At 72.0% G+C, this 17,912-nt stretch carries 14 protein-coding genes and 1 pseudogene; 4 read left to right on the forward strand and 11 right to left on the reverse strand.

Annotated features, from left to right (window positions below; all coding sequences use genetic code 11):
• Window positions 1-798 precede the first annotated feature (798 nt).
• On the reverse strand, window positions 799-1,359 hold the full coding sequence (locus ACTRO_RS43555; protein ID WP_051451056.1) for a DUF6919 domain-containing protein: 561 nt from the start codon (window positions 1,357-1,359) through the stop codon (window positions 799-801).
• 307 nt (window positions 1,360-1,666) lie between these two features.
• Between ACTRO_RS43555 and ACTRO_RS19060 the strand changes: the two genes are divergently transcribed.
• A complete protein-coding gene (locus ACTRO_RS19060) occupies window positions 1,667-3,025 on the forward strand; it encodes a hypothetical protein (RefSeq protein ID WP_157436332.1) in 1,359 nt (452 codons plus the stop codon).
• Between the two features lie 58 nt (window positions 3,026-3,083).
• Here ACTRO_RS19060 and ACTRO_RS19065 read toward each other — a convergent pair whose 3' ends face one another.
• The 10 genes and pseudogenes from ACTRO_RS19065 to ACTRO_RS47355 form a co-directional block, all read right to left on the reverse strand.
• Window positions 3,084-4,316 (reverse strand): TIGR02679 family protein, encoded by a 1,233-nt coding sequence (locus ACTRO_RS19065; RefSeq protein ID WP_211244335.1) that lies wholly within the window; start codon window positions 4,314-4,316, stop codon window positions 3,084-3,086.
• A 5-nt stretch (window positions 4,317-4,321) separates the two neighbouring features.
• Window positions 4,322-6,247 carry a TIGR02680 family protein gene (locus tag ACTRO_RS49000; protein WP_211244336.1) on the reverse strand — a complete coding sequence of 642 codons (1,926 nt, stop codon included), beginning with the start codon at window positions 6,245-6,247 and terminating at the stop codon, window positions 4,322-4,324.
• Window positions 6,189-7,952: a TIGR02680 family protein gene (locus ACTRO_RS49005; RefSeq protein WP_211244337.1), complete on the reverse strand. Its 1,764-nt coding sequence runs from the start codon at window positions 7,950-7,952 to the stop codon at window positions 6,189-6,191. The genes ACTRO_RS49000 and ACTRO_RS49005 overlap by 59 nt, the downstream gene beginning before the upstream one ends.
• Window positions 7,949-9,185: pseudogene (locus ACTRO_RS51475) on the reverse strand (TIGR02678 family protein). Before ACTRO_RS51475 ends, ACTRO_RS49005 begins: the two are co-directional and overlap by 4 nt.
• Window positions 9,182-10,813 carry a TIGR02677 family protein gene (locus ACTRO_RS19080; protein ID WP_051452435.1) on the reverse strand — a complete coding sequence of 544 codons (1,632 nt, stop codon included), beginning with the start codon at window positions 10,811-10,813 and terminating at the stop codon, window positions 9,182-9,184. Before ACTRO_RS19080 ends, ACTRO_RS51475 begins: the two are co-directional and overlap by 4 nt.
• Window positions 10,814-10,927: 114 nt before the next feature.
• A complete protein-coding gene (locus ACTRO_RS19085; RefSeq protein WP_034264857.1) occupies window positions 10,928-11,137 on the reverse strand; it encodes a hypothetical protein in 210 nt (69 codons plus the stop codon).
• Window positions 11,138-11,283: 146 nt separating this feature from the next.
• Window positions 11,284-11,607 carry a hypothetical protein gene (locus tag ACTRO_RS19090; protein ID WP_034264860.1) on the reverse strand — a complete coding sequence of 108 codons (324 nt, stop codon included), beginning with the start codon at window positions 11,605-11,607 and terminating at the stop codon, window positions 11,284-11,286.
• The gene (locus ACTRO_RS19095) at window positions 11,604-12,779 is read right to left on the reverse strand and encodes a glycosyltransferase (RefSeq protein ID WP_051451057.1); all 1,176 of its coding nucleotides are present in this window, start codon (window positions 12,777-12,779) and stop codon (window positions 11,604-11,606) included. Before ACTRO_RS19095 ends, ACTRO_RS19090 begins: the two co-directional genes overlap by 4 nt.
• 347 nt (window positions 12,780-13,126) lie before the next feature.
• On the reverse strand, window positions 13,127-13,486 hold the full coding sequence (locus tag ACTRO_RS19100; protein WP_034264864.1) for a hypothetical protein: 360 nt from the start codon (window positions 13,484-13,486) through the stop codon (window positions 13,127-13,129).
• Window positions 13,483-13,722, reverse strand: a complete 240-nt coding sequence (locus ACTRO_RS47355; protein WP_157436333.1) for a hypothetical protein — start codon at window positions 13,720-13,722, stop codon at window positions 13,483-13,485. The genes ACTRO_RS19100 and ACTRO_RS47355 overlap by 4 nt, the downstream gene beginning before the upstream one ends.
• 391 nt (window positions 13,723-14,113) lie before the next feature.
• Between ACTRO_RS47355 and ACTRO_RS19105 the strand changes: the two genes are divergently transcribed.
• From ACTRO_RS19105 to ACTRO_RS19115, 3 genes are read left to right on the forward strand one after another with little or no spacing between them, the layout of a single operon-like run.
• On the forward strand, window positions 14,114-15,265 hold the full coding sequence (locus ACTRO_RS19105) for a glycosyltransferase (RefSeq protein ID WP_034264867.1): 1,152 nt from the start codon (window positions 14,114-14,116) through the stop codon (window positions 15,263-15,265).
• Window positions 15,262-16,329, forward strand: coding sequence for a glycosyltransferase (locus ACTRO_RS19110; RefSeq protein ID WP_211244339.1), 1,068 nt, complete (start codon window positions 15,262-15,264; stop codon window positions 16,327-16,329). The genes ACTRO_RS19105 and ACTRO_RS19110 overlap by 4 nt, the downstream gene beginning before the upstream one ends.
• Entirely contained in the window at window positions 16,326-17,831 is a 1,506-nt protein-coding gene (locus ACTRO_RS19115; protein WP_034264870.1) for a glycoside hydrolase family 130 protein, read from the forward strand. Before ACTRO_RS19110 ends, ACTRO_RS19115 begins: the two co-directional genes overlap by 4 nt.
• Window positions 17,832-17,912 lie beyond the last annotated feature (81 nt).

Consider the following 17,912-nt stretch of genomic DNA (forward strand, 5'->3'; position numbering starts at 1 on the left):
GCGGCAAATCAGAAGATTGATTAAAGCCTGGCCGCGGGTTCATCGCAAAACCGCCGTCACTCGATCATCTACAACGCCCAGCCCGGCGCGATGTTCGCAGACCTGGACAGCCGAGGGCCGAGCGGCGAACGCGTCTGTCTTTTCGCCAAAGTCATGTACTGCGCCGGCCTCCGCCCCGCAGAGGTCTCAGCGTCCCGGTGCTCTCGGCTACGTACGTGAAGTGCATCGCCGGCAAGAGGATCGCGTACCTACGACGCATCGAGGAGACGCTCTCGGTCAGGGGCGATCCGTCACAGCCCGGGCCGACGGACGGCAGCGCGGGCCTGTAGAACTTCAACACGTATTCCGCACGGCCAGCCGGATTCAGCCGCCGGAAGCCGGCGCCGGCCGGAGCGATAAGGTGGCAAGACGTAGATAAACCAAGACTCGGAGCAGTCAGCTGGATGGCGTCCCACCTGCGGCTATTCGAGCGAATAGCATCATCGTTGGATGTCCAACCTCGGTGGGGCGGGTGGGGCTCGAACCCACGACCGGAGGATTATGAGTCTCATGATATACGGGTCATTCTATGCCGGTCTATACTGGTGCCTGCCGCCCAGTGCCGGATCGTCCACCCTCCCCTGATGATACGAATCCGTCACCGTCCGTACAAATTCAGATCGTGCCGACGCGTGCCGGATAGTCCGGACGCGGCCCGCTCGCCATTCGCTCGCCATCGGTTCGGACCGCAGGCTGCCGATCGGCCAACTTAATGAGAACCTGATCCAGGGGCCCTGCGACCGGGCACCTGGGGCGCCTTCACTTCCATGCGGCGTCCAATCTCTCCCAAAGCAGCCTGGCCCGTCCCCACGCCGGGTCGATGATCGCGACTTGCCAGGCGAGGAAGAGCGAAGCGACGGCGCGGGGGCAGTCTTCGCCGTAGTAGACGCCGATGTCCACGACCGAAACCACCGCCCCGGCCCACGTGCAGGGCTTTGCGTCGCGGATGCTGACGGCGATGCGAGTCGGGTTTTCCCACGCGGGAGGCGTCGCGATGGCGATGAGGTCGGTGCCGAGACAGGCGTCCTGGATCCGCTCGGCGGTGTCCGCGGTGCAGAAGCCGCCGACGAACGCGCGCTGCCCACTGCAGTCAGCGAGCGCGACGCCCGGTTGAGAGCTCGTGGTGACGAAGCCGTTGCGGTTGGCGCGAGCCAGATGCGGGATGAGCGACACCGTCTCGTCGGCGGGTCGGATCTTCCCATCCTGGCTCGGGAGGTAGGCCGGCAGATAGCTGTTGCCGCCCTCGAGCCAGTCAGCCGTGAGGTCGCCGAGATCAGCGAGCGTGCGGGCGTACTGCCAGAGATCCTGATGAGTGGTCACGGTGCTTCCTTGTCCGATGTCTCCGATCGAATACGTCAGTCATCCGATCATGACGGAACATCAGGCCGCCTCACCGCGGCAGCCGAGCTCGCCAACGCGGAAACCGGCCGATCTCAGATCGTCGAGGGAACGTCGAGGCAAGCAGCTCATCGCAGGCGAGGGCCCGTCCCGCGTGTTCATCGCCGCCTGCTCGGCCCGCTACGGTTCGCGGGGCCGGCGCGCTCTGGTCGAGCGGAACGGGCAGGCCCGGGTTGGGGCTTTCGCCGAAAGCCCCTCCCCAGCGCGGTGCGGCCGGTAGCCTGTGCCCGTGCCGAAATCCCGCTCGCGCGGCAAGAAGAGCCGATCGACCAGGTCCGCCGCCCATCGCACCCGCGACCAGCGATCATCCGCGACCCTCTCGTCCGGGCTTCCGCTGGGCCTGTTCCAGATGGATCCGGAGATCTCAGCCCGGCGCGAGCTCCTGGCGCGCCGGACGGCGCAAGAGGAGCTGCCCGCCCTGCTCGAGGTCGCCGCCCGGTATGCATCGGACCCGGGCGAGATGGAAGACGGGCTGTGCACGCGGCTCGGCGAGCTCATGCACCGCTGTGATGCCGACGGCGGGAGCGACCCGGACCGGTCGCGCTACCTCGAGCCGGATCGGGTTCTCGGCGCCGTGACGGCCGCCGTGCTCGAGGCACTCGGCGCTCCCGGTGCGACGCCGCAGGCTGCCGACTTCGAACCGGGCGGCACCCTGGCCGCCCCGTGGCGACTCTGGGAGGTACTGCGCGAGATCGCACCGGACGCCCAGGCGCACGCGCTGTACGGGCTCGAAGAAGAACTGCGCTCACGCCTCGCCGCGCCGCTGCCCGAGAGCACCGTGCGCCGCGCGTCGGCGGACTCACTGCTTTGGGCGTGTGATGGGTACCAGTCCCGCTTCCTGATCACGGCGGCGTTCGAACGCGCCGGGCAGGTGCGCTCGTACGCCTGGGACGTCGATGCGTGCGGATACGAGGCCGTCACCGTGGCCGCGGGCTTCTTCAGCTCGAGCGAGTCGGCATTCGAGCAGTGGCGATCCGCAGTCGGCGCGGACGCGACGGCGACGAGTGCGCTCGCACCCGTGGAGGATGATGCGCAACGCAGACTCATCGCGGCGCTGCTCCCGGATGTCGAGGGTTTCGGACGCATGGGCGGCGAGTCGGTCGAGCAGATGGCGGAGTATCACCGCTCGCGCCGACTCGCACAGTCGTTGCGCGCCACACCGGGACTCGTGCAAGCCTCCCCGGCAAGTGAAGACGATCCCGATATCGCGCTGCCGCAGAAGCAGGGAGCCCGGTTCGCGGATTGGCTGGCCGCAAGGGAGCCGGAGCGCGATCTCGCCTTCGACATCGGGGAACTCGCCGCCGAACTGGCCGATACGTGGGCGGGAGCGGTACCGGCGGAACTGCTCCTCACCTGCTCGCCGCATCGGGTCGCCGCCAAGATCCACTCGCTCCGCGGCTTCTACCTGGAGGACTTCGCCGCCGAACTCCTCACACTGTTCCCGTATTGGGTGCGCTGGATCGGAGAGCAGACGGCCCTGCCGGACCACCTCCTCGAACGCTCGCTCGCATACTGCGACGGCCGCACCCACCCGGCCCAGGCCCCCGGCGACCGCGAATTGAACTGGTACGCACGCTGCCCTGAGTGACGACAGGGCGCCGCAAGCCGGCCGGGCTGCTGTGCCCCGCGCCGGGAGCGAGCCGGTCTCAGCGGACGGCTTCGCGCAGATCGACCAGGAGTTCGGGGATCACGTGCTCCTCCTCGACGCGGACCCCGTGCTGCTCGATGGCGGAACGCAGCGCCGGGTCCCAGGGCGTGTCGATAGGGGCTCCGGTCGTCAGAGGACTACCGAGGCCGCGGAGCACGGCCGCCGAGTAGGACGCGGCGTCATAGCGCCAGGGGTCCGCGGCCGGCAGGGCGAGGATGCCCGCGGCGATGCGTACGCCGCCCCAGTCGAAATCGCCGTGGTACGCGAACCGCGCGCCGCGGGCGGCCAGATGGCCGAGCAGCACGCGCGCCGCGGCGGAGAGCTGGCCTTCGACGCAGATCAGCGGCGGGCAGCGGTCGCCGAGTTCGTCGGCCGCGGCGGCGAGCACGGCCGGGTTCTCGCACACGAAGACCCGGCCGCCGGCGCACGCGGGCGGGTGGCGGCGCACCCGGCGCAGCGTCAGGACCGCGGGCTCGCCCGGGAGTTCGGCGCCGATTCCCAGCGTCAGCACCCGGGAGGAGAGCTCGTCCAGCGCGACGCCGACCGCGGCCCACGCCTGACGGCGGCCTTCGGCACCTGCGGTGGACGCGTTCGACAGCCCGGCCAGGACGCGGATCGCGGAGAGGACCAGCGCGGTCAGGGCTCTGCCGTCGTCGAGCGCGTGGGCGTCGCCGAGGGCGCGGGCGGCGAGAACGGGGAGCACGACCCCGTCGGCGGGCAGGAGCGCGAGTACCTTCCCTGCGTTCGCCGTAAGTTCCCGGGCCGCGGCCGCGTCGGCCCGTGCGAGGCGCTTCACGAGGCCGGCCCGTTCGGATTCGGCAGCCCACGCCGCGAGATCCGGGCGGGCGCGGGCTAAGTCGCGCAGCGGCTCGTACGCCGCCTGCCAGGCCAGCAGATCGGCCTGCGCCCGCGCGCGGAGATCGGGCACCGGCCCGGTCAGCGCGCGCACGGCGGCGGCGAGACCCTCGGGACAGATCCCTGATTCCCGCAGCAGCGCGTCGAGCTCGGGCAGGCGGACGGAGAGCGAGCGCCCGGCGCTCGGCGCACGGCCGAACAGGGACTCGAGCGCGCGCCGCTGCCCGACCGTGGCCCCGGTCAGTGTGACCGTGCCGTCGATCGCCCTGCCCTGGGCCAGTTTCGTGCGCACCCGCTCGACGAGCCACTGCGTGTCCGGGCCGCCCAGCAGGCGGCGCAGGCGATCTTCTCCGTCGTCTGTCATGAGTATCGACACGCGGCTCAGCCGAACAGCGCCGGAGTATCCACGTGGCCCGCGTCGTCCCGCTGCCGGGTCGGGCCCGGCAGGTAGGGCTCGGGCCGCTCCAGGCGTTCGCGCCGGGCCCCGTCCCAGCGCCACGGGGTCACCAGGACGGCGTCGATCCCCTCTCGGCGCGCCAGTTGGGCGATGGCGATCCCGGGCACGGTCGGGTAGCAGGCCCATTCGCGCTCCGAGGTCATCACCACATCGAGGTCGAAGGACGCGAGCAGGCCCAGGCATTTGGCCCGCGAGTCGTCGTCCACGCCGGCGAAGGCCTCGTCGAGCGCGATCAGGCGCGGCGCGTGCGGCGAGCCGGACGAGTAGTGCGAGGAGGCCGCGGCGAACAAGGGCACTGATGCCGCGAGCACGCGTTCTCCGCCGGAGGCGGGACCGGCGGCGGGCTTCCACACCCCGTCCTGTCTCCGCTCGATCCGGAACGCGTGCCAGGCCCGGTAGTCCAGCGCCCGCACGAGCTGGTCGTGCCAGGAGTCGGACGGGCGGTCCGCGCGCTCCTGGCGGATCCGGTGCTGGAGGAATTCACCGACCATGGCCCGGTCGGCCGGGCTCCAGGCGTCCGCGGACTTGCGCAGCAGCCGTTGGCGTACCGCCTCCAGGCCCTCGGGCGCGTCCTTCGACGGGCCCCACAGCAGACGCAGCCTCATCCCGGTGGACGTCGGGCGCGCGTCCAGGTCCTGATTCATGGCGAGGACCTGGCGCTCGGCGGCCGTGACGAGTTCCTGCAGCGCACCCGCCACTTCGCCCACGAGATGGTTCTCCAGCAGTTCGCGTTCGCGGGCGGAGAGCAGCCGGCCGCGCTGCTCGACCTCGCTCGCCAGGGCCGCCGCGAGGGAGGGCACGTCCATGCTCCGGCCCTGGAAGAGCACGTCGACGACCATCACGGTGTCGTGCAGCGTCATGCCGACGGAATGCCCGTGCCGGCCGAGCGCGTCGGTGAGCACCTTGTGCTCGGTCGAGACGCGCTGCTGGACGAGTTCCCAGCGCCGGTCGTCCGCGGACGTCTCGCCGAGCTCCTGGTCCACGGCCCGTGCCACGGCCACGGCCGGGGTGGGCGCCCACGCGTCCGCGGGCGGCGGCGTCTCGAGCTCCGGCAGCGCGGCGGCCAGTAGACCGGTGCCGGTGAACGCGCGCAGCGCCTCGATCGCGCGCGACCGTTCGGCCACGGACTCGTCGATGGACTCGCGCAGGTGCGACCGCTTTCCCTCGGCACGTTCCCGGGCGCCGAACGCCTCGTCACGACGGCCCCCCGCGCTCTTGAGCGCCGCCTTGCACTCCTCCTGCTCGGCGCGCACCTCGGCGAGACGGCGGTGCAACTCGGCGGCTTCGGCCCCTGAGGTCTCCAGCAGGGTCCGGTGTTCCTCGGCCGCGGCCAGCGCGCCGTGCGCCGCCTCCTGTGCGGCCTCGGCGGTCTCCGCCAGGCGTTCGCGCGCGGCCTCGGCCTCGGCGTCGGCCTCCACGGCCTCGGCCGAGGACCGCTGATGGGCGCGGACGGCGGGCCACAGCGCGGCCAGCGCCTCCCGGTAGGCCGCCACCGCGTCTCGCACCGCGCGCAGGGCCTGCGGTTCCAGCGGCAGCGCGGTGTCGTGCGCGTACTCGGCGGCTTCCTCCTCGGCCGCGCGCGCCGTCTGCGCACGCTGATCCGCTTCGGAGTCCGCCTGCCTGCTGCGTTCCAGCGCGTGTCGGGCCGCGTCCTCGGCCGATGCGGACTTCGAGCAGGCGTCGCGCAGCGCCGCGTCGGTGGGCTGGGCCCGGTACTCGGCCGCGAGCACGCCGGCGCGGGCCCGCAATCCCTCGGCCAGCACGGCGAGTTCGTCCAACAGGGCATTGATCTCAGAGATCTGTGCGGCGAGCTCGGCGAGCGATGATCGCGCGACGGGCGCGTGCGTCACCGGTCCGCGCGTCGAGTTCCGCTTCGGCGCGGGTGAGCTCGGCGGCGCGCGCCGCCCGGGCCTCGTCCACGGCGACGGCCACGGGGTTCGGGCCGTCGAGGGTCACCACCCAGGACTCGGCCAGAGCGAACAGTTCGTCGGGCGCGGGCAGCACGAGCTCCGCGGCTGCCGCGGACCAGGCCCGACAGCCGTCGACGAACGCTGCGCCTTCGCGCGCGACCGCGTCCGCAGCGGTCTGCGCCCGTTCCCGTGCGGCCGTCGCGTCCTGCGCGGCGCGCTCGGCGGCCTCCCGGGCGGCGCGCAACCGGTCCCGCGCCTGGTCCGCGGCCGCGACGAGCGACTCCAGGCCGCTGACCGCCTGGGCCCGCGTCTGCGCGGCGAGCCGGCCGGCCGCCTCCATCGCCGCGAGGTCGCCCGCCGCACGCACGCGGGCGTGCTCGACACCGGCGTCGCGACCGTGCGCACCCGCCGCGGCCTCGGCCTCCTCGGCGGCGCGCTCATCGATCTGGGCACGGGCTTGCGCCTGCTGCGCCTTGCCGGCGCGCGCCGCGGCGTCGCGCTCGGCCTGGCCGCTCAGCCGGGCCCGGTCCTCGGCCGCCCGGGCCAGAGTCGCGGCGACCTGCGCGAGCCGATCGATCTCGCGCGCGGTGTCCATCGCCGGATCCCGGTTGAGCGCGTCGTGCCGGGCCGCGAGGCGCGCCGCATCCTGTTCGAGCCTTGCGATCTGCGCTTCGGCGGCCTCGAACGCGTGGTGGGCGTTCTCGTGGTCCTCGTCGGCTGTCTTCAGGTCCTTGTTCAGGTGCTCGTACTTGCTGTGCGCCAGACGCACTCCGGCGGCGGTGCGCTTGGCCGCGACCCGCGCGTAGCGCCGGTAGTGGGACAGGAACGTCGTCGCCGCCTGCTCCGCCTCGGTCAGTGCGGCCGGTGCCGTGCGCTCCTCGTCAAGGCCGCGGAAGGCTTCGGCGACCTCGCCGACCATGGCCTCCTCCAGCGGCGGCAGCGCCTCGGTGAGTGCCCTGGACAGCAGCTTCTCGTCCGGGCGCTTGGACAGCTGCGGCTGACGCAGCTGGATCAGCAGGTTGACGAGCGCTTCGTAGCGCTGCGCGCCGAGGCCGAACAGCGCCTCGTCCACCGCCCGGCGGTAGGCCGTGGCTGTACCGAAGACCTCGTGCTTGCCGAGCGTGTCCTCGAGCCGCTTGCGGGTGAACGGGGTCCGCGTCTCGGTCAGCAGCGGGAGGGCGGCGCCGACGCGCTTGTCGGTGACGAAGAACCAGTGGTCGGCGATCCCCCGCCCGCGCACCGCCTTGAGCCCGCAACCAAGCGTCCGATACTGGAACGAGCCGTCCTCGGCGACGCGGCCGAACTCGAGCCAGGTGTAGCCGGTGCGCTCCGGGTGCGGGTGCTTGTCCCCGAGCAGCAGGTTCCACTCCATCCGCTTGTTGCGGTCCCCGTCCGGCTCGACCCGGCTCGGGGTCAGCTCGCCGTCGAGCAGGAACGGCAGGGTCAGCGCCAGCACCTTCGACTTGCCGGTGCCGTTGTTGCCGCGCAGCAGCAGACGCCCGTCGTGGAAGCGGAACTCCTCCACGTCGTAGTAGAAGATGTCGACCAGCCCGGCGCGCAGCGGCTGCCACCGGGCCTTGACCGGCACGGGAAGCACGAGTTCCTCGCCGAGTTCGAGGTCGAATGCGGAGTGGTCGACGCTCATGCGCGGGTCTTGGCCTTTCGGATGGTCGGTTCGGCCAGGGCGTAGCGGGAGATCGCGGGCCGCGCGAGGATCGCGGGCTCCCCGTCCGCACCGGCGCCGCGGGTGATCAGGTTCAGCGCCTCGAGCCGGGCGAGGGCCTGATCGACGAGGTCGGCCAGGGCGGCCGGCTCCAGCGCGGTCTTGCGCCAGTGCGCGGCATGCGCGGCGGCCTGGACACGGATGTGGCGGATCAACTCCAGGCGCGCGGGCGGGCGTTCGCCGCGCGCGGCCGCGTCCGCCAGCCTCGTCGCGACCAGGAGGGTGATGTGGCCGTCGGTGCCCTGCTCCGGCATGCGTACGTCAGTGAGCTGATCCTCGGGGTCGACCATCGCCACGCCCTCGGCCCGCAGCTCCGGAACCAGCCCGGTGAACTCGCCGACACGGCGGCTGAGCGCGATGCGCTGGGAGACCAGGTACGCCCGCTCCTCCTCACCCAGTTCGTCGTAGTAGACCACGGGGTCGTCCAGCAGCCGCCGGGTCAACCGGTGCCGGAGCGAGCGCAGCCGCAGCTCGTCCGTTTCCGGCGCCACCTCGGCGGTCAGGTCCGCGAGCCGCCGCTCGAACAGGGCCGCGCCGCTTCCCCCGGGCTCCCTCGGCCCGCACCGTGGACGGGCCGCGGGGGGTGGCCAGGAGCGAGGACAGGACCCTGCGATCGACGTCGTAGAGCACGTCGTTCTGCGTGTCCGCGACGTAGGCCTCCTCGTCCCCGGCGACGCGGTGCAGCACCCGCCAGTGCAGCAGCACCCGGACCACCGCGACGAGATCGCCGCGCTCCTCGCGCCGCTCCAGGCGGAACTCGACGCCGGCCGCGAGCAGGTCCGGGTCCGCGGCGCCGGTGATCACGCCCTCGGCCAGGCGCCCCAGCGTGATCTGGCCGTCGGCGCGCTCCAGGCCGGCGAGCGCGAGACACAGCAGCACGTAGCGGCGCCGCGTGAACGGGGCCTTGGACCGTACCGCCAGCGCGGGCCTGGTCGCGTCGCGCAGATCCGCCGGAGTCTTGACCAGCCGCGCCGTCTCCGTCTCCACCACCAGCCACCAGCCGGCCTCGGCCGAGAACCAGGCGGCGAGCTCCGCCGCGTGCTTGCGCACCAGCCGGAACTCCTCCGCGGCCTGGGTGAGCAGGGGCTGCGCCAGCAGCGCGCGGGCGGCCCGGCGCCGCTCCGCCGCGTCATCGAACAATGCTGCCGGACTCATGCGCCGACGCCCGCGAGCAGTGCAGAAGGCGGCTCTGAGGCGTAGTCCCCGGCTAGGTCGAGAATTTCGATCAGGTGTTCCGGGCCGCGCAGCACACCGTCCTCGGTGGCGATCTCGACGATCCGGCGCGCGTCGACGAGGGTGAGGCGCACCTCCATCGTGCCGTCCCCGGTGGTGGCGGTGGCGGACGCGTCCCCCGGCCCGCGGGCGGCCAGCGCGTCGCCGAGTACGGCCAGGAACAGCCGGAAGGTACGCGGGTCGAGGCCGTCCGGGCCGGCGAGTTCCGAGAGCAGCACGGGGCCGTGCGTGGCCAGTCGGCTCCGCGCGGCGGCCGTCTGCTCCGCCTCGAGCCGGTTCTCCGCGTCCAGCAGGCGCCGCGCGGCCGACCGGTCCGCGATCCGGTTCGGCGCGCCCCTGCGCTCGTAGCTTCCGGTCTCCCGAAGACGAGGGCTGATACGCAGCGGCGCCGCCTGGGCCCATGCGGTGTTCGGGGCGAGCTCCGCCTGCTCCCACGCCTCTTCGGTCTGGGCGTCCACGGTCAGGTGCCGCGCGGGGCCGAGCGCGAACGCGCAGCGCCACAGCCGGTGCGCCGCCGCGTCGTCCGGGGCCTCGGCGAAGAAGCGCGCCAGCGCGCGGTAGTCGGCCGAGCGGTCGGAGCGCCCGCCGCGCCGGTCCGCCAGCAGCCGCACCGCGTTGATCAGGTTCGTGATCGCGCTGCGGGCCGCGCGCAGCAGGAGCTTCGCCTGCGAGTCGCGGCCACGGCCCTGGCTGACGAACCAGTCGCGCAGTCCGCGCCACTTGTTCTCCCACACCGTCAGCGCGTCCCCTCTCGCCTTGGCCGCGGCGCGATCGAGATCCGCGCCCTCGGCGTCGGGCAGCGCGTCGGCCGCCTCGCGTCCCGCGGCGGCCGCCAGCAGCCGTGACACGCCGGCCGTCTCCAGCCGGTCGAGCAGATCGGCGATCTGCGCACCCCGGTTCGCCAGATCCGCGATGAACCGCTCGATGTAGGAGATGAGCTGGTCCTTGTACGCGATGAATCCTTCCTCGTCCCCGTCCTGGAAGTCGATCGCCCGGCGCAGCGAGGCCATGAACGCCTGGGCGTTGTCCGCGAGGGAGGTGAAGCGGTCGTTGAGCGCCAGCAGAAGAAGGTGCGCCTTGGTCGGGTCCGGCTCACCGGACGCCTCGGCCAGCGCGAGCAGCGAGGCGAGCTGCTCGGCGATGTCGGCGAGCGCGACGGACTGCAGCTGCCCGCGCCGGCCCAGCGCCTGCTCGTACAGCGCGATCGCCTGGATCGCGGCCTGACCGTGCCGGGTGAGTTGGTAGATGTGGCGGGCCCGGTTGAAGTCCTCGACCGTGGTGACCCGCCCGGTGTCCGCGTCCGCGCGGAGATTGCCCCAGTCGGCGAGCTTCTCCAGCGCGGCCGAGACGGCCTCCACCGTCACCGTCCCGCCGGTGTCGCCCTCGTCTCCTGACGCGTCCCGCCGCAGGTCGCCGTGCACGTCTTCCGGCCGCAGATGCACCGTGAACCGATCGCGTGCCCGGGCGAACACGGACAGCACCCGGCCGTAGAGCGGCGCGTTCGGCGCACTCAGGTAGGCGAACGGCTGGGGTTCGGCAGGGATGGTCACCACCCGAGGATTGTCCCAGATGCCCCGGAGCGTCGTGCCCTCTTCGGCGGGTCTCGCTTGGAATCGGCCCTCCGCGGATTCGACGAGACGTGCGCGCGCACCACCCAGCACCGGTCAGTAGCGTCTGCGTCCCGGTGGCAGAATCTCGACGTGATAGGCCCGGGTGTCGCCGGATGCCGTGAGCTTGGCGATGTGGGCAGCCGCGAGTTCGACAGAGTCGTACTTGTAGGCGTTCGATCTGACGAAGGTCACACCGTCGGCCCCGAACGATCGGCCCCAGAACCCCTCCGAGTCTGTCGCGATGATGAAGGTTGTGGAGTCCATATGGCCACCCTAAGGTCTCGATGAGGATCGGGCTGCGCCCCGCAGCGTCCTGAACTGCGCAGGGAGCATGTCGCTGCTGTGTTCCACCGGCGGAAGGGAAGATGCGGGACGGGTCCGATGGTGGGAGGCGAGGCCGGCCCCGCTTGTCACCGCGCGCTGTGGGGAACCTCGCTGAGCACGCCGGCCAGGCGCCTGGCCAGCTCCCGGCATTCGCTGATCTCGATCCTGGGCCTGCTCCCGCTGCGCAGTGCACAGCGTGCGAGCAGGCCGCGCGCGAGATCTTCGATGCGGGCGGAGGGCGTGTCGGGCGCCGGGGCGGGGTGCCGGTGCGTGAACGAGTTCCAGCGGCGGCGCACGGCCCGGGCCAGTTCCAACCGGCGCGGCCCGCTGTCCGGAATGCCACTGCCTTCGACGTGCGCCGCGAGAAGAAGCGCGACCAGCGGATCGGCTGGCGTGATTTCGAGCGTCATGAAGTCCGTTTCACGTTCATGGAGACCAGTCCGCGAGATGCGCCCGATGCAGAGGCGAGAAGGGTGCGCGCGAGGTCGCCGAAGGCGTTCGCCACCCCGGGCCAGGCGAGTTGTTCGGCGATCTGCCCGCATCTGGTCTGCAGGACCTTCGCGAGCCCGGGTTCGGTCAGCACCCTGCGCAGTGCCCTGGCCAGGGCGTCGAGGTCGCGTGGCGGAACGAGCAGGCCCGCACCGTTGCCGAGCAGTTCGCGCGCGTGCGGGAAATCGGTGGCGATGACGGGACGGCGCGCGGCGACGGCTTCGGTGAGCACGGCCGAGCAGGTCCGCTCCCGTCCCTCATAGGGCACCAGGACGACATCCGCCCGGCTGATGAGCGAGGCCAGCGGGCCCGGTGCCCGGTAGACCGGGTCGAAGGTGACGAGGTCCTCGACGCAGTGATCACGGGCGGTACGCAGCAGCAGGTCGCGGTAGGCGTCCGCGTGCCGTGCCTGGACGCGGGGGTCCTGCTGACCGCAGATCAGGTAGCGGGGGGCGGGGTCCAGGTCGCGCAGGCGGCCGAGCGCGGCGATGGCGTGCTCGATCCCCTTGCCCGGGCCGATCAGCCCCCAGGTCAGGATCGTCGGTGCGCCTGGGGCGGCGAACCGGCGCGCGGGGTGGGTGGGTGTGGCAGCGGTGGCACCACGCGGGATCACGCTCACCCGGCCCGCATCCGCACGGTAGTGCTCGCGCAGGGTGGCGGCGTCCGCCGGACAGAGCACGACGAGGGCCGCGGCCGCGTCGATGACGCGCTGGAGAACCTGGCACCGGTGCTCGGTTCCGCCGCCGGCCGGCACCGTGTGCAGGACCGCGATCACGGGCACGTCGAGGGCTTCGATCACGCCGAGCACTTCGTCGCCGTCCGGGCCGCCGTAGATGCCGAAATCGTGCTGCACGATCGCGACGTCGTATCGGTTGAGTGCTTCGATCGTCCGGATCGCGCTGCCCGGGCGCCCGTGGATCAGGAAGATCGTCCGGTCCTGTCTCGGCAGCGGGCGAGGCCGGTCCACGACGTGCACGATGCCGCAGCGCTCACCGCGCGCCGGATCGTGCAGGTGCTGGGCCAGGGCGAGGCTGTGGGTGGCCACGGCGCAGCGGGTGGGCGGAAACGTGCTGAGAAAGCCGTACGCGACCATCGAGGTCCACCTCACTGGGAAACCGAGCCGTCCGCATCCGCCTGCAGGTGACCCGGCCGGCTCCCGGAAACGGCGGGCACGGCGGATGGCGGCAGAGGGCGAAGCTGATTCCTCGGAGCGCCCGCTGACTCGGTGATCAGTCCGCGCCCCTGCGGTGAGGGATCTGTCGGACCCGGCGCGAAGTGGGCGAGACCACCGCCGGCGGCGAGCACCACCGGGAAGGGCGGATACCAGCCACAGTAACACGGCGTGGTCGTGCCGGCCGCCCGGATGAACCACCCTCGCCCTCCGCCCGGAGTACGCGGTGCCTGCCCGACGTGATGGCAGGCAAGGGCCACCGCTCGTCATCACGGGCTCCGCGTCGGCGTGTGACGTGGAGGGCCGTCGACAACGGTGGAGCCCGAGTCCGCGAACCGGCGGGCGGCCGCGCTGTTGCGCAGGGCCGTGGCCGGGGACATCTGCGCTGGAGTCGTGTGGTGGAGCTGTTCGGCGACCGTTGACGACGTGGTCTCGGGGCGGCGTCCGCGCGTGGTACGGCGCAGGCCGAGCAGGTTGCGGACCAGCACGCCGGCCAGGGTCGCCGTTCCCGCGAGCATGAGCGCAAGGCCCGTTGTGCGGGCCGGTGCCGAAGACGAGCCCCATCCGTAGGTGACGGCCGTCCCGAGCGCCACCGCGGCGAGGGCCGTGGCGGCGAGTCTGGTCGTCACCGGCGCGCGGCGTCCCGTCCGGGCTCGTCGGGGCGGTCGGCTACAGTGGACCGCCCCTGGCCGGCCCGGCGGGTGACAGTTCCGCGGAGCGCGGTCGGCAGACCGGTCAGGTGGCGGCGCCATCCCCCGGTGCAAAGGTCGTACAGGCTGCGCTTGGTGGGAACGACGGTGTCGCACGTCGACGGCGCGCGGGCCGGGCCGGCGGTGGAGGGCTGGGGAGAATCGAGTTTCGGCATCACAGGACACCTGTCTTGCGGATCTTTGAAGACCGATCCGGGTTTTCGCCTCGCCCCCGGCGACACCGATCCGATTATCGATGCGCGAAATGCCGGAAGTATTCGCCACGATACTCCTTTTCTCGGTTCTTCGTGCGCAGCGGTGCTTTCTCCACGGCCGGGGCATTCGAGGTGCTACGGTGAGCTGACTTGCCGTCATCACTGCGTGCGACGCTTGACGCGGTCGCGCCGGAAATTCACGACGGCTTCTGATGAATTCCGCTTCCTCCTGGCGCCACGCGCCACCGACAGGCCACGCAGTCGGGTTCGCAAGGAGGGGTCGTCCGCGTGAGGCCGCGTCCTCGGTCCCCGACCGCGCGGCCGTCAGCCTGAGAACCCTGTGAGGCTCCGCATGGTCAACTATGGATTTCTGAGCACGTATCCGCCCACACAGTGCGGACTGGCCACATTCACCGCGGCGTTGATGCGCGCTCTGACGGATCCGGGCGGCGACGAGCGCTGCGGCATCGTCCCCGTGGTCGACTCGCCCACCCTGCAAAGGCCGCGCGACACGACGGTGAGGCTGGTCAACGGCCGCCCTCTCAGCGCATTGCGCGCGACCGAGGCGCTCAACCGTTACGACGTCCTGATCTTCCAGCACGAATACGGTGTGTACGGCGGCCGGGACGGCGAGGACGTGCTCGACGTCCTGGCCGGTATGGAGATCCCGGTCGTGGCGGTGCTGCACACCGTGCTGGCCGCCCCGACGCCGCATCAGCGTCTCGTTCTGCAGCGGATCATCGACGCGTCCGACGCGATCGTCGTGTTGTCCCACACCGCCGCGCGCGCACTCCTGGACGGCTACCTGATCGACGCCGGAAGCCTCCACGTGATCCCACACGGGGCGATCACCCCGGCCGGCCCGGATGCCGTCCGGTCCGGCAGCGGCCCGACGATACTCACCTGGGGTCTGCTCGGTCCGGGCAAGGGCATCGAATGGGTCATCGAGGCCCTCGGCCACCTGCGCGACCTGCGCCCCGCCGTCCGCTATCTGATCGCCGGGCAGACACATCCGAAGGTCCTGGCCGAGCAAGGTGAGGCCTATCGCGCCTCGTTGCAAAGCCTGGCCAAGGCCACAGGCGTCGGCGAGCAGGTCGTGTTCGACCCGACTTACCGCGACATCGAGCCCCTGACCGCGATGGTGCGCGCCGCCGACCTGATCCTGCTGCCCTACGACTCCACCGACCAGGCCACCTCCGGGGTTCTGGTCGAGGCCGTCGCGGCGCGGCGCCCCGTCATCGCCACCGATTTCCCGCACGCACGCGAACTGCTCTCCGGCGGCGCGGGCCTCCTCGTGGCGCACCGCGACCCCGTGGCGATGGCCCGGGCCGTGCGCCGAGTCCTGACCGAGCCCGGGCTGGCCGAGTCGATGACGGCGCGCAGCGCCGATCTGGCCCCCGCGCTGGGCTGGCGGAGCGTAGCCCGGAGCTACCGCATTCTGGTCAGGGCACTGATCGAGGCCCGTCCAGATGCGGTCCCGACCGGGCACAAGGTCGCGATGTGACCGGTCCGCTCACGACGTTCCCGGCGACGGCCCTGCTCACCGCCGCCTTCACCCACCTGTCCAGACTCAGCGACGACACCGCCCTGTTCGAGCACGCACGGTACGCCACGCCGAGACGCGAACACGGCTACTGCCTCGACGATGTCGCCCGGGGGCTGGTCGTGCTGTGCCGGGACGAGGACCCGGACCGGTACTCCTTCGCCCACGGCGTCGGGAACGCGGACCGGCTCACCGAGCGCTATCTCGCGTTCACGACCCACGCGCAGAGCCCTGATGGCCGGTTCCACAACCGGATGGCCGTGCACCGGCGCTGGCAGGATGAGCCCGGACTCGGGGACTGCTGGGGCCGGGCCTTGTGGGGCCTGGGGACCGCCGCGATCCGCTCCCCGCTGGCCTGGGTACGCGAGAGCGCCGAGCACGCCTTCGCCGTCAGCGCGCGACAGCGCTCGCCGTGGCCGCGCGCCATGGCGTTCGCCGGCCTCGGGGCCGCCGAGATCCTCGCCGCGCACCCCGGCGACCAAGCCGCGGCCGACCTGCTCGCGGACGCCGCCGGAACGATCGCGCGCAGCGAGCCGGGCGCGGACTGGCCCTGGCCCGAGCAGCGACTGACCTACGCCAACGCCGTGCTGCCCGAAGTGCTGATCGCCGCCGGCCGGCATCTGCACGACGACGAGGCGCGCGAATACGGACTCGAACTGCTCGACTGGCTGCTCGAGACCGAAACCAGCGCCGGGCGTCTGTCGCCCACCGGGTCCGGCGGCTGGAGCGCAGGCGAGCCGCGCCCGTGCTTCGACCAGCAGCCCATCGAGGCGGCAGCCCTGGCCGACGCGTGTGCCCGCGCCTACGCGGTCAGCGGCGACGAACGTTGGCTGTGCGGGGTCGATCGCGCCGTCGGCTGGTTCCTCGGCGAGAACGACGCGGATGCCGCACTCCACGACCCGCACACCGGCGGCGGGTACGACGGGCTGAGCGCCGACGGGCCCAACGCGAATCAGGGGGCAGAATCGACCCTCGCGCTCATCTCCACCCTGCAGCAGGCCGTCGCCTGCGGGAGGGCGCGATGACTGTGCCGTTCAGCGCCGAGACCGGGCTCGCCGTCCGCTCCACCGTGCGCATCGACCCCGACCCGGGCCGGGTGATCGCCAGGCTCTTCGTCCCCGGCGAGGAGGTGCCCGAGTTCGGGTCGCGTACCGCCGCCGTGATCGCCCGGGTGCTGAGCCTGGACGAGAGCCAAGTGGACGCGGTGCTCGCGCGCACCCTCGAGGCGTTCGCCGACCGCCACCGCGACCTGCGCGGCACCCTGGCGAGCCACTTCGAGACGATCGCCCACCGCATCCCGAGCGGGCACGAACTCTCCCGGAATCGACGCCTGCTGATAGGCGCCTACTTCAGCCACGAATACGCGATCGAGGGAGCGGCCCTGTGCAACCCCTCCATGGTCGCCCACCCCGACCAGGACGGGCTCGGGGGGGACCAGACCCGGTTCGTGCTCAGCGCCCGCGCCATCGGCGAAGGGCACCTGTCCTGCATCGAACTGCGCACCGGCGTGGTCGGCCCCGGTACGCGGATCACGCTGGATCCCATCACCCCTGCCCTCGTGCCCGGCCGTGCCCGGCCTCCTGCATACGAACGGCGGCTGTTCGAGGCCGTGCTCTCCGCGCATGCCGACGACGACGAAGTCGCGGCGTTCCTTCACCGCAACCTGCCCGCGCGGTTCGCCGCGGCGGATCTGGAGCAGGTGCTGCGCAGCCTGCCGCCGGGGCTGGCCCGCAGGCAGGGCACGCACCGCACGATCGAGCGGGCCCAATGGATCGCGGCCTGCACATACGACCTCGATTTCCCGCAGGACACCGCGCTGTCCGAACGCGTCCTGTGGCCGACCGGACCGACCGAGCGACACGGGATGGAGGACGCACGGTTCGTCCGGTTCACCGAGGACGACGGCAGTGCCTCGTACTACGCGACCTACACGGCCTTCGACGGCTCCACGGTCTCGCCTCAGCTCCTGCACACCACGGACTTCCGCCTTTTCCATGCGACGCAGCTGAGCGGCCCGGCAGCCGCGAACAAGGGGATGGCGTTGTTCCCGCGCAAAGTGGGTGGCAGATACCTGGCGCTCTCGCGCTGGGACCGAGAGAACACGAGCATCACCGCCTCGACGGACAACCGGACCTGGGGGGTCGCGCGCACCATCCAAACGCCGGCGAGCGCCTGGGAGTTGACCCAGATCGGCAACTGCGGTCCGCCTATCGAGACCGGCGAGGGCTGGCTGGTACTGACCCACGGGGTCGGCCCGATGCGCACTTACTGCATCGGCGCCATCCTGCTCGACCTCGAAGACCCGCAGCGTGTGATCGCCCGCCTGACCGATCCGCTGATCGCACCGGACGAGACGGAGCGCAACGGCTACGTGCCCAACGTCGTGTACTCCTGCGGCGCGATGCGCCACCGCGACACCCTCGTCATCCCCTACGGCACCGGCGACACCGCGATCGCGTTCGCCACGGTTTCCCTCCCCGCCCTGCTCAGCCGCATGCGCCGGGCCTCGCGCGATGTCGAGCGTTGACACCTCCGCACCGGATCCACACGACGGCAACGGGTCCTGCCCTTCCGCTCGCCTCCGGTGCGGCCGCGCCCACCGGAAGAG

This window comes from Actinospica robiniae DSM 44927, assembly GCF_000504285.1.
GTDB lineage: Bacteria > Actinomycetota > Actinomycetes > Streptomycetales > Catenulisporaceae > Actinospica > Actinospica robiniae.